We start from the raw sequence: 15,038 nt of genomic DNA, 5'->3' as shown, positions 1-15,038 counted from the left end.
CCCATGTTTTCATTTAAAAAAATATTACTTAGCTTAATCATTATCAGTTTTTCTAGCAGCTCTTTTTCTGCGCGTATTAAAGATCTCGCCAGTGTACAGGGGGTGCGTAGTAACCAATTAGTCGGTTATGGTTTGGTGGTTGGTTTACCGGGCACAGGCGAAAGAAGCAGTAAATTTACAGAGCAAGCTTTTGCGACCATGTTACGTAATTTTGGTATTAATATACCCGCAGGCCAAAAGCTCAACATTAAAAATGTAGCGCCAGTTGCCATCACTGCCGAATTAGAGGCATTTGCCAAACGTGGTCAGAAAATTGACATTACCGTTTCAGCGATTGGTGAAGCAAAAAGTTTACGTGGTGGTGAGTTACTACAAACCTTCTTGAAAGGGGTCGATGGTAATGTTTATGCACTGGCGCAGGGAAGCTTGGTCGTCGGTGGTTTAGGGGCAGAAGGTGCTGATGGCTCAAAGGTGGTGATTAATACACCGACAGTTGGGCGTATCTCTAACGGTGCGATTATTGAGCGTGAAATACTTTCTCCTTTTGCAAGTGGTGATAGCATTACGTTTAACCTTCACCAGTCAGATTTTACTACGGCAAAACGTCTTGCGGACACGATTAATAACCTTGTTGGGCCGAATACCGCATCGATGCTAGATGCGACTTCAGTTAAAGTATTAGCGCCTCGTGATATATCACAACGTGTCTCTTACCTATCCACATTGGAAAACCTGACCTTTGAACCGGCACGTAGTACTGCAAAAGTGATTGTAAACTCACGTACTGGCACCATTGTTATTGGTCAAGACGTTAAATTATTACCTACCGCAATTACCCATGGTGGTATTAGTGTCACAGTGAGTGAGAACCGTGAGGTTTCACAACCTAATGCATTTGCAGGCGGCAACACTGAGGTGATCGATAACAGCACGATTAATATCACTCAAGAGGATAGCCGCATGTTTAAGTTTGATACCGGGGTGAGTTTGAATGACCTTGTACGTGCAGTTAATGAAGTGGGCTTAGCTCCGGGGGATTTAATGGCGATACTGGAAGCACTCAAACAAGCTGGCGCACTGCAGGGTGAGTTGATAATAATCTAAGAAGTTATTAGTTATTAGTTATTAGTTATTAGTTATTAGTTATTAGTTAGTTAAGCAGTAAAATTTAAAAGCCCCACTTCATTGTGCTAATGAAGTGGGGCTTTTTTGTTTTTACTAACAGCTGACCGCTAATAACTGACGGCTACTAACAGTTATTAACGACTTACAGCGTCATCGCGGCAATCCAGCCAAATGCGATTAAGGGTAAGTTATAATGAATGAAGGTTGGTACAACGGTATCCCAGATATGGTCATGTTTTCCATCCATATTTAAACCCGATGTTGGTCCCAATGTAGAATCGGAAGCAGGGGAGCCGGCATCGCCTAATGCTGCAGCAGTACCCACTAACGCGATAGTTGCCATAGGAGAGAAACCAAATGCGATCGCCAATGGTACGTAAATAGTGGCAATAATTGGAATCGTTGAGAATGAAGATCCAATACCCATTGTGACTAATAAACCGATAACTAACATTAAGAGTGCAGCTAAGGCTTTATTATCACCAATACTACCGCTTAAAAACGAGACTAAGCTTTCTACACTGCCGGTTGCCTTCATTACTGCGGCAAAACCAGCTGCTGCAATCATAATGAAACCAATCATCGCCATCATATGTACACCTTTGGTGAACACATCTTGTGTTTCTTTCCAAGCAATCACGCCACCTACGGTAAATACTGTAAAACCAGCGAGGGCACCAACGATCATTGAACCTGTGTATAGCTGCGCTGTTAGCGTTGATATAATTGCAATAACAGCAACCAAAATATGGCGTTTATTAAGTGTTTTAGCTTCTGGCTGAACGGCATCTTCTGCTGTTACAGGGTAATCACGCGGTTTGCGGTAACTGAAAAATACGGCAATGAGTAGCCCTGTTACCATACCGAGTGCAGGTAGTAACATTGCCATCGGTACTTGTGCTGCCGTTGCTTGAAGACCGTTATCGTGGAGATTTTTAAGCAGAATGTTGTGTAAGAAAATACCACCAAAGCCAACCGGTAATACCATATAAGGTGTCACTAAACCGAAGGTTAATATACAAGCGACTAAACGTCTGTCTAAACGTAGTTTGGCAAATACAGAAAGTAACGGTGGAATTAAGATCGGGATAAAGGCGATATGAACAGGAATAATATTCTGTGATGAGATAGTAATTAATAAAATGCTGCCTAACACGCCGTATTTTATCGCCAGAGAAAGTTTATCTGGATTATGTCCATGCAGACGTTTAATCACCGTTTGTGCTAACAGGTCAGTAATACCTGATTTTGAGATGGCGACAGCAAACGCACCTAACATTGCATAGCTCAATGCGATTGTTGCTCCTCCACCGAGTCCTCCTTCAAATGCACTGACGGTATCTGCCACAGAAAGCCCTGCACTCAAGCCGCCCACTAACGCACTGAGCGTCAATGCGATGACAACATTGATACGCATGAGCGATAACACGAGCATCAGGCAAACCGCCAATATAACTGGATTCATATTTATTATTCCCTATAAGATTGATGCGGGCATTCTACTTGAGTCGACCTTTATATCAACTTTATTAAAGTACTCTGTACTGCGGTTTTATTTAATTGTGGCACTATAATTGCTTTGTTTAGAGTGTGAGTAAAATTGGATTAAATGGGACGAATGATGACCAACAGTGCAGTGACACAATCTAGCAATTACTTTGACCTACAAGGGTTAGATCAACTGCGTCAAAAAGCGCAGGGTAATAGTAAAGAATCGATCCGTGAAGTTGCTAATCAGTTTGAGTCGATGTTTGCCAGTATGTTAATTAAATCAATGCGTCAGGCAAATGAAGCCTTTGAAACTGACAGCCCATTTAATAACAAAGATACCAAGTTTTATACCGATATGCAGGATAAGCAACTGGCGCTTGATATCAGTCGCCATGGTTCTCTTGGGCTCGCAGATGCACTGGTGCGTCAACTTGATCCTACCTCTATAGCGGGCCCTAAATCTGTACCTCAAGATGAGATGGTGATGCCAAACAGTGAAACATCAAAAATGATGGATCTCAACAAAGCATTGGCGGCTGTTGATTTGAATAAACCCGATAAAATGCAACCGTCACTACCTGCCTTTAACCAACCGGTTATCAATACCGCTAAGCCTGTCGCTGAACTTGAAAGTAGAGTTGAAAATAAACCTTTTACCGATCAAAAATCATTCATTGAAACGCTTATGCCGTACGCTAAAAAAGCGGCAAAAGCATTAGGTATTTCACCTGAGGTATTAGTGGCGCAATCGGCATTAGAGACAGGGTGGGGTAAGAAGGTGATTAATAACAGTGATAATCAAAGTAGTTTTAATCTGTTTAATATTAAAGCCCACCGTTCTTGGCAAGGTGACAAAGTGGCTAAGGATAGTCTGGAAGTAGAAAACGGAATCGGTGTTAAGCGTCGTTCAGATTTTAGGGCTTATGACAATTATGAGCAGAGTTTTGCCGATTATGGAAAATTCATCAGCACCAATCAACGTTACCAAGAAGCCTTACAGCAAGGCACTAATGCAGATCGTTATATCGAAGAGATACAGAAAGCGGGTTATGCAACGGATCCACAATATGCCGATAAGATTAAACAGATAATGAATAATGAATCGTTCAAGCAAGCTGTTGCAGAGGGAGAGTTAAATGGCTGATCTATTTCAAATTGGTTTATCGGGCATCTATTCATCTCAAGCGAGCCTGAATACCACCAGTCATAATATCGCCAATGTGAATACTGAAGGTTATTCACGTCAAAGTGTTGAGATATCAACCGCAGGTGCAGATAGATCGGGTAACTATTTTGTTGGTCGTGGTTCGATGATCAGTGGTATTGAACGTGCTTATGATCAATTCGCCTTTACTGAAAACATGATGAATACTTCGCAATTTGAGTATGCAAAAGAGGTCTATCAACAAAGCAGTCAGTTAGATACATTGCTTTCTAGCTCAGGCACTTCGGTCGCTCAACCTGTTTTAAATATGTTTGAATCGATCAATGGCGTTGCAGATAGTCCGAATACATTAGAGTCGCGCCAAGTATTTCTAGAGTCTGCGAATAATACGGTTGCTCAATATAATCGCCTCTACGATAGTTTAGAGGTTCAGTATTCCTCGATTAATAATGATATTACTAATTCAGCCAAAGAGATCTCTTCCCTTGCAGGTAACCTTGCTTCACTCAATCAACAGATCTCTGCGGTTACCGGCGCAGGTGTAAGTAGTAACGCAAATGACCTATTAGATCAGCGCGACCAAATAGTGACTAAGTTAAGTCAATATGTTGACGTTTCAGTCGTGCCTTCTGATAACGCTATGATCAATGTCTATATCGGCAGTGGTCAATCGTTGGTGATGGGCGGCACTGCACTACAGATGCTATCGGTTAATGGGGATCCCGATCCTTCTCGAAAAGAGTTAGCACTCAGTGTTAATGGTAACCTCGCGGTTATTGATGGCGGGCGATTAGGCGGCTCAGTTGCGGGCTTATTTGACGCAAGAAATAATGATGTTGAACGCGCTTTTAATCAGCTTGGTCAAAATGTTATCGGATTAACACACGCTATTAATGAACAGCAAAAACAAGGGATGACGCTTGATGGTGAAATTGGGGGTAATCTATTTAATGACCTTAATGCACCGTTAACAATGCAAAAGCGCGTACTCTCTCATGATGATGGTTTAGGTAAAATGCAACTGAGTGTGCGTATTGATGACCTCAGTAAATTAAGTCCTGATGAGTTTGATCTGGTAGTGGAAGATTACCAAGCTGGCCCACCTGAAACGCTCTCTTTTACGGCAACAAATCGCACTACAGGTGAAAGACTGACACCATTAGCAGTGGATATGTCCGAGTCACAGCGTGTTGATATACCTGGGGCGGGAATCAGTATCGGGATTGATTCAATCGACCCCAATAATCTGCCTCAAAAAGGAAAGTCATTTTCATTACGTCCAACACGTTTAGCGGCACAAGAAGCAACGGTACAGTTAACGGATCCTGAAAAAGTAGCGGCTGCTGATGCGGAGATAAAAACAATAGCAGCACAAGCAAACAATGGTAATGCGTTATTACGAACGAGTGCGATTATTGATCCATCACATGCACTTTATATGGATGTAGATAATCCACTTAACATCGACATTATTAGTATTGATCCTGCTAGTGGGAACATTACCTATGATGTTGTGGATAAAAATGGTGCGACTGCTTTATCTGGGCTCACAAGCACGATTGATCCGCTTAGTGGCAAAGCGACGTTTGCTTTTGCTGGTGTTGAAGTAGAGATGGTTTCTGGCTCTGCACAAGCCGGTGATAGTTTTAGCCTTAACTTTAATGAAACGGGCGCGGGTGATAACAGCAATATGTTAAAAATCGCTGACCTACAGAACCAGAAAATTATGAACGGTAACAAGGCGACAATCGCCGATGTGTATAGTGGCATGATTTCAGAAGTTGGTGCTAAAACAGCAAATGCTGATACCACGATGCAGACTATGGAAATTCTTCAAAATCAATCCTTTGAACGTATGCAAAGCATGAGTGGCGTTAATATGGATGAAGAGGCTGCAAATCTATTACAATTTCAGCAACATTATAGCGCTGCTGCACGTGTGATATCGGTTGCTTCTGAACTTTTTGACACCATATTACAGGCATCTAGATAGGTCAGGAAGCCGTCAGTCATTCGCTTTAAGCGGTCAGTTATTCACCTAGTGAATACAGATAAGTAGTTACTACTCGTTCCCATGCTTCCTGTGGGGACGCATACTTCCGATGTAATCATGTAATCATGTAATCATTTAATCCTCTAATCTTCTAAACAATATTATCTCTTCTCCCCTTTAGTTTGCTATGAATGGCCACGTAGGTAGAGTACTAAATCTGATAGCTTGATTTTAGCTGTTCGCTAATAACTAACAACTGCGGTTTACCTCCTATAAATATCAACTTGGAATAATTATTGCATTGTTAAGTTTAGATTGAGTCATCGACTCATAATAGGTATTCAGAGGGACAATTATGCGTATTTCCACCCAAGTCTTTTTTCAACGTAATATGAATAGTGTAATGGGACAACAGTCTTCATTAAATCAGCAAAACATGCATTTGTCAGAGCAAAAGCGTGTATTGAATGGTTCTGATGATCCTGTTGCTATTGCCACTATTCAGCGTTTAAAGCAAGACGTCAGCGTGGGTGAACAATACTTAAAAAATGCAGATATTGCTGAATCAGCAAATGCACTTGAAGATACGGCTTTGTCACAAACCACTAATATTTTGCAACGTGTACGCGAAATCATGGTCACCGCAGGTAATGAAACCTATGACGGAGAAGGGCGTGAGGCAATGGCGAAAGAGCTAGAGGGCTTGCGTGAAGAACTTGTTGGTGTGGCGAATACTAAAGATGGTAATAGCCAATATATCTTTGCTGGTTTTCAAGTGGATACGCAACCGTTTCAAAGTGATGAGTTTGGCGATATTGATTACCACGGTGATGGAGGCGGTAGTAAGTTTAGAGTTGGGCCTGGTGTATTAGTACAAGGTTATGACTCAGGTGCTGCGCTTTTTACCCAGATACCGGAAGGTAATGGCACCTTTGTCTCTGAAGTTAATCAAAATAATAGTGGATCAGGGGTTATTTCTGAGGGAGCTGTGATCGATAGTAAGCTTGCTCGTGATTTTGTTGATCAAGATTATACGGTTACTGTAAGCACAGTGGCTCCGGGTGATGAACCTGAATATTCCGTTTATGGCTTAGATGATAGTGGCGCCACTGGTAATGCGAGTGTAAAAATCGCTGCGGTAGATCTTAATAATGCAGCTATTGGTAACGTCAATCCAGCTGGCGTTTACCCAAGTGTTGCAAGTGATGTAAATATTAACTTCATTGAAAGCCCAGTCAGTTCGGGGGTCTTTGAGTTACAAATTAATGGCGTCTCATCGTTGCCTGCTCTTTATGACAGCACAAACAGCAGTACACAACAAATAACCATTGATGGTATATCGATCGATGTTAATGGTGTACCTGATGATGCAGACCAATACAAAATGACCAAATTTATTGAACCTACAACCTACCAAGAAGGGCAATCAATAGAATTTAATGGCATTAAAACTGAGATAAAAGGTGAGGTACAAGACTTGGATAGCTTTACACTTCGCCAGAGTGGAGAGAAAGATATCTTTACGACTATCCAGCAATCAATTGATGCACTGCGAATGCCAGGTTCCGACGACGCGACGTCTGCACAACGCGCCATGGTGCTAATGGTTGCTCATCAACAAGTTGATAATGCGATGAGTAATGTGTCTAATATTCACACTTCTGTAGGTGGTCGTTTGAATACTATTGATAATCAGCGCGAAGCAACCTTAGACTTTAATCTGACTAATCAGAAAACACTTTCTAGCCTTGAGGATCTTGATATGGCTGCTGCGATCAGTGAGTTTCAGATGCAGATGAGTATGTTAGAGATTTCTCAGCAAACCTTTGTGCAGATGCAATCACTAAGCTTGTTTAAACTTATCTAGTGTGACTGGCTATTAAATGCTCTTACCTGGGTAACTTGTTAATTTATAATGTTTGTTAATAAAATAGAAAATAACACCAGCCGCGACCCCATAGAGGTGAGCGTTTATTAATACTGGTGCACCAATCATATCGATAGTACTTTGTTGGGCGCCATAAAGTTGCTCGTAAAGCACTTTAATCAATAAGCCACCACCAAGTAGATAGCCCCAGCGGTCTTTAGCTGCAATATCGTTCATCACGGCAAAACTGAACAGCCCGTGTAAAACACCCGAAAATCCAACATACCAGATCACCTCTGAGTCGAAGAAAAACAGTGCAATAGCAATAAATAAACTATTAAAAATAATGATAGGAAATAGCCATGTTTTTTTGAAAGTGTCAATAAACAGCGCCAAGGTGATAACTAATCCAATGAGGTTCATGGCAAGGTGATTAAAGTTGGTGTGGCAAAAAGTTGCCGTTAGCAATCGCCAAAGCTCGAATTGCTCAATACCTGTGTGGTAATATGCTAACCAATAACTCGCTTGTGGCTCTAATAAATAGATACCAAGACAGATTAAAGTATAAAGCATCGTTTCAATAACAAGTGAGCGCATGCGGTTTCATTTCTATATTAGGGGGTAACAATGGTTAAAAGGGCGCTTTGTTCAAACTGTTTAAAAGCGAGCTCTGCTTGTATTTGTAGCACTATAGAGTCGATTGATAATATGTATCCGTTACATATTTTGCAAGACCCCAGTGAAGAAAAGAAAGCGATCGGTACCGCACGTATTTTAAAGCTCTCTTTAAGTAAAATACAACTCTCTATTGGCGAAATGTTTGATGAGCAAGATTTTGATCTTAATAATAGTTATCTGCTTTTTCCTGGAGATGATGCAATCCCTGCGAGTGGATTAAATGAACAGCCTAATTTTAATGAAAATAGTCAGTTTATATTACTCGATGGCAGCTGGAAAAAAGCGTACAAATTACTAATGAGTAACCCTTTTTTACAAGCATTGCCTAAAGTATTTATTAACGTTGATGCTAAAAGTAATTACCGATTACGTAAATCGCCACGCGAAGATGGATTATCAACGGTGGAAGCGGGTTATTATCTGCTAGCGCAATTAGAGGGCAACCATGAAAAATTTATGCCGCTCCTAAAAAGCTTTGAATTTATGATCGACTTTCAAATTTCACAGATGCCTGCTGAGATATATCAGCGTCATTACTTAGATAAAAAGTGAATTAAAATGGATATAAAGAAGGAACACTTAGATGCCACTTAAGATATCTAATGGTGTCGAAATTGCCGATTGGCAATTGGAATTAACGGCAATTCGGGCACAGGGTGCTGGTGGACAAAACGTTAATAAGGTGAGCTCTGCGATACACCTGCGCTTTGATATCAAAAGCTCAACATTACCTCCATTTTATAAGGAACGCTTGTTACAGCTTTCTGATGCGCGTATTACCAGTGATGGCGTGATTATTATTAAAGCGCAAAGTCATCGAACTCAAGAGAAGAACCGAAGCGACGCATTAGATCGTTTAAAAAGTCTCATTCTATCGGCAGTGGTGGTACAAAAAGCAAGAAGGCCAACAAAAGCGACGCGCAATTCGCAAAGGCGACGTGTTGATAAAAAAACACAGCGTGGTACCACTAAAAATTTACGTAGCAAGAAGATAGATTATTAGTCTTTGAGTATTTAAGAAGACGCTAAAACTAAAAAACCAGCACGAGGCTGGTTTTTTCATGGGCGTTTAATTAACGATTAACGCGCACGGAATACGATACGACCTTTTGATAAGTCGTAAGGTGTTAATTGTACTGTCACTTTATCACCCGTTAAGATACGGATGTAGTTTTTACGCATTTTACCAGAGATATGTGCAGTCACCATGTGTCCGTTTTCTAATTCTACGCGGAACATTGTGTTAGGCAGGGTATCCATGATGGTGCCTTGCATTTCAATACTATCTTCTTTTGCCATTCTTAATGGATCCTTAATGTTTTTTTAGTTTCCTCAATCATTTCGAGGAATGGTGCTAATTTCAATCGGCGCATCATGCCAGAATTATAGCAATGGGTAAAGGTTTGTTGCTTGTTTATTGCGCTATTTGCAAAAAAACCTATCGATTAAAATTTTTCCATTCACCATCTATAAATCGTTGATGCGGATTAAATTGTGTTTTGTAATTCATTTTTTGACAAGATTCGATGTAATAACCAAGATATAAGTCATCAATATTATGTTCTATTGCCAGTTTTAGTTGACTTAAAACAGCAAATTTACCTAATGAATTTGCTGGATAATCGGGGTCATAAAAACAGTAAAAGGCACTCCACATTTTACCTTTTGGGCTAGTCATTTGGTCAGTAATACTCACTGCGATCAGCTTAGCTTGGTCATAAATTTCAATAAAAACGGCGTCATTCCATTGGCTGTTGATAAAGTCATCATATTGCGCTTTTGAGGTCGGAAACATTGGCCCATCAGAGTGAATTTGGTTGATATAACGCTGATAAAGCTCAAAGTACTGCTCACCTGCTTTTTTCGCCATTTTTACCGTCAGTGCTTTGTTTTTATTTATTAATCTTTTTTGGCTACGTGATTTGGTAAAGTTTTTTACTGAAACTCTTAACGATTGGCACGCTTGGCAGGTTTCACAATGAGGGCGATAAACTTGATCGCCACTGCGTCTAAACCCATTCTCAAGCAAGGTTGGGTAATAGGTTTTTGCATTCGTTTCAGGTTCAACGAGCATAACTAATGTTTCCTGTTGTCCCTCCAAATAGGAACAAGGAAAAGGTTTTGTGATACCCACGTTAAGGGAAGTAGATTGAGTCGACAAAAAACACCTGCTATTGTGATTTGATTATTAATACAGCTTAAGGATAGCGAGATGAACGTACAAGACATTATAGAAAAAATATTATCGGAAAATATAGATTGTTTATATTTACAGGTTGAAAATGAAAGCTTTCGTCATGCTGTGCCGGTTAATTCTGAAACACACTTCAAAGTGACTGTGGTCAGTGAGCAGTTTTCAGGGAAATTACTGATCGCTCGGCATAGATTGATTAATGAACTATTATCTACTCAGTTAGCTGGCCCCGTCCACGCCTTAGCAATGCACACCTATACACCTGAACAGTGGGCACAAAAAGGCAATATTTCTCCGCTTTCTGCAGATTGTATGGGAGGAGGGAAATAGAATTGTTGTCAAATGTTAAAAGATTACTGTTTTTATGTAACTTTATTACACAGAAAAATTTGAACTCAATGCACTAAGTACGTGCAATAGCGATGGCAATTTAATGTTAAATAATGATAATATATGCCCGAATTTTTTAGTCTACTTGTTACTGAATCGTTAAAGCTAATTTTATCAATTTGGTGACTTGTAATGTTTTTATGCCGAAAGGCATCTAACTCTTCTTCCCGTAAACATAGTGCAAATAAATATGATTACTATAAAAAAAGGACTGGATCTCCCGATCAGTGGAGCACCAGAGCAAGTTATTCAGAATGGCCCTGTCATTACTGAAGTAGCTATACTAGGCGAAGAATATGTTGGTATGCGTCCATCGATGGCTGTTAAAGCCGGCGATACTGTAAAGAAAGGCCAAGTTCTTTTTGCTGATAAAAAGAACCCCGGTGTTAAATTTACCGCTCCAGCATCTGGTGTAGTTAAAGAGATCAATCGTGGTGCAAAGCGTGTTTTGCAATCTGTCGTTATTTCAGTTGAAGGTGAAGAGAGCATCTCTTTTCCAAAATTTGAACGTGCGCAATTAGCTCAGCTTGAGCGTGCTGCAATTGTTGACAACTTAGTTGAATCTGGTGCATGGACTGCTCTGCGAACTCGTCCATTTAGTAAAGTACCTGCTATCGATGCTGAACCCGCTTCAATTTTTGTTACTGCCATGGATACCAATCCATTAGCAGCAGACGCTGCACTGATTATTAATGAAAACCAACAAGCATTTAGTGATGGTTTAGCTGTTTTATCACAGTTAACAGCTGGAAAAGTGTATGTTTGTAAAGCTGAAGGTCAACTGCCAACATCAGCAGCGAGCAACGTAGAAGAGAAATTATTTGCTGGCGTGCATCCTGCTGGTCTTGCCGGTACACATATCCACTTTGTTGATCCTGTTTCTATCACTAAGCATGTTTGGTCTATTAATTACCAAGATGTGATCGCATTTGGTCAGCTATTTGTCACTGGTGAGATTTATACTCAGAAAGTTATCTCTCTCGCGGGACCTGCGGTTAATAAACCTCGTTTATTAACAACGGTTGTGGGCGCATCGATTGCTCAGCTTACTGCTAACGAGTTGGTTGCTGGTGAAATACGCGTCGTGTCTGGTTCAGTACTGTGTGGTGTAACAGCGTATGGTCCTCATGCTTATCTTGGTCGTTACCATAACCAAGTTTCTGCATTAGTTGAAGGCTATGAGAAAGAACTGTTTGGTTGGGGCGCGCCTGGTTTGAACAAGCATTCCGTTGCTCGTGTATTCCTTTCTGCTTTAAATAAAACTAAGCGCTTTGCATTTACAACCACAACCGGTGGTAGTAAACGTGCAATGGTACCTATCGGTCAATATGAACGCATTATGCCACTGGATATTTTGCCAACCGTATTATTACGTGACTTAATTGTAGGTGATAGTGATGGTGCACAAACATTAGGTTGTTTAGAGCTAGATGAAGAAGATTTAGCGCTATGTACTTATGTTTGCCCAGGTAAATATGACTACGGTTCAATCTTACGTGAAAACCTAAGTAAAATTGAGAAGGAAGGCTAACAATGGGTCTTAAACATATAATTGAGAAAATGGAACCACATTTCGAGTCAGGAGGCCGCTATCAAAAGTGGTACGCTCTGTTCGAAGCAACGGCGACATTTTTCTATACTCCTGGTTATGTCACCAAGGGCATCACTCATGTCCGTGACAACCTTGATCTAAAACGAATGATGATTTTCGTTTGGTTAGCAACATTTCCTGCCATGTTTTACGGTATGTACAATACTGGTATTCAAGCAAATGAAGCAATTATTGGTGGCTATGCAGCCCTTGATGATTGGCGTGTTGCTATATTAAACATGCTTGGCGTGACCATGGGGTCGGGTGCGAGTCTGCTTGATAACTTCCTATTTGGTGCGATGTATTTCCTACCTATCTATGCCGTTACATTTATTGTTGGTGGCTTCTGGGAAGTATTGTTTGCAAGTGTGCGTAAACATGAAGTGAATGAAGGGTTCTTTGTTTCTTCTGTGTTATTTGCATTAATCGTGCCTGCTAGTATTCCTTTATGGCAAGTCGCTTTAGGTATTACCTTTGGTGTTGTTGTTGCGAAAGAGATATTTGGTGGTACAGGGCGTAACTTCTTAAACCCTGCATTAGCAGGTCGTGCTTTCCTATTCTTTGCATACCCTACAGATATTTCTGGTGATGCGGTATGGACTGCGGTAGATGGCTTCTCTGGTGCTACATCATTAAGCGTGATGTCACAGGGTGGACTCGATGCAGTGCAAGCAAACCTATCATGGATGGATGCTTTCCTTGGTAATATGCAAGGTAGTATTGGTGAGGTATCAACCTTAGCTATTTTGATTGGTGGTGCATTTATTGTTATTACCGGAATCGCTTCATGGCGCATCATTGCTGGTGTAATGATTGGTATGGTTGCGACGTCACTGTTGTTTAATGTGATTGGCAGTGATACAAACCATATGTTCCAACTACCTTGGTACTGGCATTTAGTAATGGGTGGTTTTGCCTTTGGTATGGTCTTTATGGCAACGGATCCGGTATCTGCATCATTTACGAATAAAGGTAAATGGATGTACGGTGCACTGATTGGTTTGATGGTTGTATTGATTCGAGTAGTAAACCCTGCTTTCCCAGAAGGTATGATGTTAGCTATTCTATTTGCTAACTTGTTTGCACCTCTATTCGACTATTTTGTTGTGCAAGGAAATATCAAGCGGAGGTTGACACGTAATGTCTAATCAACAGGAAACATTCGGAAAAACGATGATTGTAGTACTAGCAGTTTGTCTAGTATGTTCAATCATTGTTGCAGGCGCAGCCGTTGGTCTACGTCCGCTACAAATAAAAAATAAAGAGATTGATAAGCAAAGCAATATTCTTGCTGTTGCTGGCCTTGAGACTGAGAAATCAGTGTCTGAAATCTTCTCTTCAAACATTCAAACTAAGCTAGTTGATTTAAGTACTGGTGAGTTTGCTGCTGATGATCCAAGTTATGATCAACGTGCTGCTGCAAAAGATCCTGCGACTAGTATCAAGCTAACTGCAGAACAAAATGTGGCTAAAATTGGTCGTCGTGCAAATCTGGCAACGGTTTATTTAGTGTCTGATGATAATGGTCAGTTACAACGTATTATTCTGCCGGTTCACGGTGCAGGTCTATGGTCAACAATGTATGCATTTGTTGCGATTCAGCCTGACGGTAATACGATTGATGCGATCACTTATTACGATCAAGGTGAGACTCCTGGGTTAGGTGGTGAAGTACAAAATCCACGTTGGCGCTCTCACTTTGTGGGCAAAGAGTTATTTGATGAAAATGGTTCTCCTGCAATTAAGATCACTAAGGGTCAAGCACCTGCAGATTCTAAACATGAAATTGATGGATTATCAGGGGCAACACTGACTAGTGTTGGTGTTGAGCATACCTTTACTTTCTGGTTAGGCGAGCAAGGCTTTGGTCCATTCCTTACTAAAGTTCGTGAAGGAGCACTAAACAATGGCTAAACCTGGTGAATTAAGAGAGGTATTAACCTCTCCTGTTGTGAATAATAACCCTATTGCATTGCAAATCTTGGGTGTTTGTTCTGCACTTGCTGTGACAACAACATTAGAAACAGCAGTTGTAATGACGCTGGCGGTTATTTTTGTTACCGCATTTTCTAACTTGTTTATCTCAATGATCCGTAACTTTATTCCAAATAGTGTGCGTATTATTGTGCAGATGGCAATTATTGCTTCATTGGTAATTGTTGTTGACCAAGTACTTAGAGCTTACGCTTATGGCTTATCTACGCAATTATCTGTTTATGTTGGTCTAATCATTACAAACTGTATTGTAATGGGGCGTGCAGAAGCATTTGCGATGAAAAATAAACCTTTCCCAAGCTTCATGGATGGTATCGGTAATGGTTTAGGTTACGGCTTTATCCTTGTGCTTGTTGGCGGTTTCCGTGAGTTGTTTGGTGCGGGTGCGCTATTTGGTATTGAGATTCTACCACTAACGTCTAATGGAGGTTGGTACCAAAGTAATGGTCTATTACTACTTCCACCGAGTGCGTTCTTTATTATTGGTGGCATCATCTGGGCTATCCGTGTTGCACGTCCAGATCAAGTTGAGCCAAAGGAGTAGTTTAA

15 protein-coding genes are annotated in these 15,038 nt (G+C 40.8%); 11 read left to right on the top strand and 4 right to left on the bottom strand.

Going from position 1 to position 15,038, the window contains the following annotated elements; genetic code table 11:
- Positions 1-3 precede the first annotated feature (3 nt).
- Complete coding sequence (locus QQK09_RS01855; protein WP_284202406.1) at positions 4-1,104, top strand: flagellar basal body P-ring protein FlgI; 1,101 nt, start codon at positions 4-6, stop codon at positions 1,102-1,104.
- A 163-nt stretch (positions 1,105-1,267) separates the two neighbouring features.
- Here QQK09_RS01855 and QQK09_RS01850 read toward each other — a convergent pair whose 3' ends face one another.
- Positions 1,268-2,590, bottom strand: a complete 1,323-nt coding sequence (locus QQK09_RS01850) for a Na+/H+ antiporter family protein (protein WP_284202405.1) — start codon at positions 2,588-2,590, stop codon at positions 1,268-1,270.
- Between the two features lie 153 nt (positions 2,591-2,743).
- On the opposite strand from QQK09_RS01850, the gene flgJ reads away from it, so the two are divergent.
- The 3 genes from flgJ to flgL all read left to right on the top strand — a co-directional run bounded on the left by flgJ (position 2,744) and on the right by flgL (position 7,641).
- Entirely contained in the window at positions 2,744-3,760 is a 1,017-nt protein-coding gene (gene flgJ, locus QQK09_RS01845) for a flagellar assembly peptidoglycan hydrolase FlgJ (RefSeq protein ID WP_284202404.1), read from the top strand.
- Positions 3,753-5,774 (top strand): flagellar hook-associated protein FlgK, encoded by a 2,022-nt coding sequence (flgK, locus tag QQK09_RS01840; protein WP_284202403.1) that lies wholly within the window; start codon positions 3,753-3,755, stop codon positions 5,772-5,774. Before flgJ ends, flgK begins: the two co-directional genes overlap by 8 nt.
- Positions 5,775-6,129: 355 nt before the next feature.
- Positions 6,130-7,641 (top strand): flagellar hook-associated protein FlgL, encoded by a 1,512-nt coding sequence (flgL, locus tag QQK09_RS01835; protein WP_284202402.1) that lies wholly within the window; start codon positions 6,130-6,132, stop codon positions 7,639-7,641.
- A gap of 12 nt (positions 7,642-7,653) precedes the next feature.
- Here flgL and rrtA read toward each other — a convergent pair whose 3' ends face one another.
- Positions 7,654-8,238 carry a rhombosortase gene (gene rrtA / locus QQK09_RS01830; RefSeq protein ID WP_284202401.1) on the bottom strand — a complete coding sequence of 195 codons (585 nt, stop codon included), beginning with the start codon at positions 8,236-8,238 and terminating at the stop codon, positions 7,654-7,656.
- A gap of 30 nt (positions 8,239-8,268) precedes the next feature.
- Here rrtA and QQK09_RS01825 point away from each other — a divergent pair, with 30 nt between their 5' ends.
- Both QQK09_RS01825 and arfB read left to right on the top strand, forming a co-directional pair.
- Positions 8,269-8,871 (top strand): tRNA-uridine aminocarboxypropyltransferase, encoded by a 603-nt coding sequence (locus QQK09_RS01825; RefSeq protein ID WP_284202400.1) that lies wholly within the window; start codon positions 8,269-8,271, stop codon positions 8,869-8,871.
- Between the two features lie 31 nt (positions 8,872-8,902).
- Positions 8,903-9,322 (top strand): alternative ribosome rescue aminoacyl-tRNA hydrolase ArfB, encoded by a 420-nt coding sequence (gene arfB, locus QQK09_RS01820; RefSeq protein WP_284202399.1) that lies wholly within the window; start codon positions 8,903-8,905, stop codon positions 9,320-9,322.
- A 77-nt stretch (positions 9,323-9,399) separates the two neighbouring features.
- On the opposite strand, the gene infA is transcribed toward arfB, so the two are convergent.
- Both infA and QQK09_RS01810 read right to left on the bottom strand, forming a co-directional pair.
- Entirely contained in the window at positions 9,400-9,618 is a 219-nt protein-coding gene (infA, locus tag QQK09_RS01815; RefSeq protein ID WP_015465665.1) for a translation initiation factor IF-1, read from the bottom strand.
- 139 nt (positions 9,619-9,757) lie between these two features.
- Entirely contained in the window at positions 9,758-10,480 is a 723-nt protein-coding gene (locus QQK09_RS01810; RefSeq protein WP_284202398.1) for an arginyltransferase, read from the bottom strand.
- 51 nt (positions 10,481-10,531) lie between these two features.
- Between QQK09_RS01810 and QQK09_RS01805 the strand changes: the two genes are divergently transcribed.
- The 5 genes from QQK09_RS01805 (at position 10,532) to QQK09_RS01785 (ending at position 15,033) form a co-directional block, all read left to right on the top strand.
- Positions 10,532-10,843, top strand: a complete 312-nt coding sequence (locus QQK09_RS01805) for a BolA family protein (protein ID WP_284202397.1) — start codon at positions 10,532-10,534, stop codon at positions 10,841-10,843.
- 250 nt (positions 10,844-11,093) lie between these two features.
- Positions 11,094-12,434 carry a Na(+)-translocating NADH-quinone reductase subunit A gene (locus tag QQK09_RS01800; protein WP_284202396.1) on the top strand — a complete coding sequence of 447 codons (1,341 nt, stop codon included), beginning with the start codon at positions 11,094-11,096 and terminating at the stop codon, positions 12,432-12,434.
- Between the two features lie 2 nt (positions 12,435-12,436).
- Entirely contained in the window at positions 12,437-13,642 is a 1,206-nt protein-coding gene (locus tag QQK09_RS01795) for an NADH:ubiquinone reductase (Na(+)-transporting) subunit B (protein ID WP_284202395.1), read from the top strand.
- Positions 13,635-14,408, top strand: a complete 774-nt coding sequence (locus QQK09_RS01790; protein ID WP_284202394.1) for a Na(+)-translocating NADH-quinone reductase subunit C — start codon at positions 13,635-13,637, stop codon at positions 14,406-14,408. The genes QQK09_RS01795 and QQK09_RS01790 overlap by 8 nt, the downstream gene beginning before the upstream one ends.
- The gene (locus QQK09_RS01785; RefSeq protein ID WP_284202393.1) at positions 14,401-15,033 is read left to right on the top strand and encodes an NADH:ubiquinone reductase (Na(+)-transporting) subunit D; all 633 of its coding nucleotides are present in this window, start codon (positions 14,401-14,403) and stop codon (positions 15,031-15,033) included. The genes QQK09_RS01790 and QQK09_RS01785 overlap by 8 nt, the downstream gene beginning before the upstream one ends.
- The last annotated feature ends 5 nt before the right edge of the window (positions 15,034-15,038 follow it).

Origin of the sequence: Psychromonas marina (assembly GCF_030161115.1) — a bacterium.
Lineage (GTDB): Bacteria > Pseudomonadota > Gammaproteobacteria > Enterobacterales > Psychromonadaceae > Psychromonas > Psychromonas marina.
The sequence above is the reverse complement of the archived record's forward strand: the minus strand, read 5'-3'. Positions and strand labels throughout refer to the sequence as shown.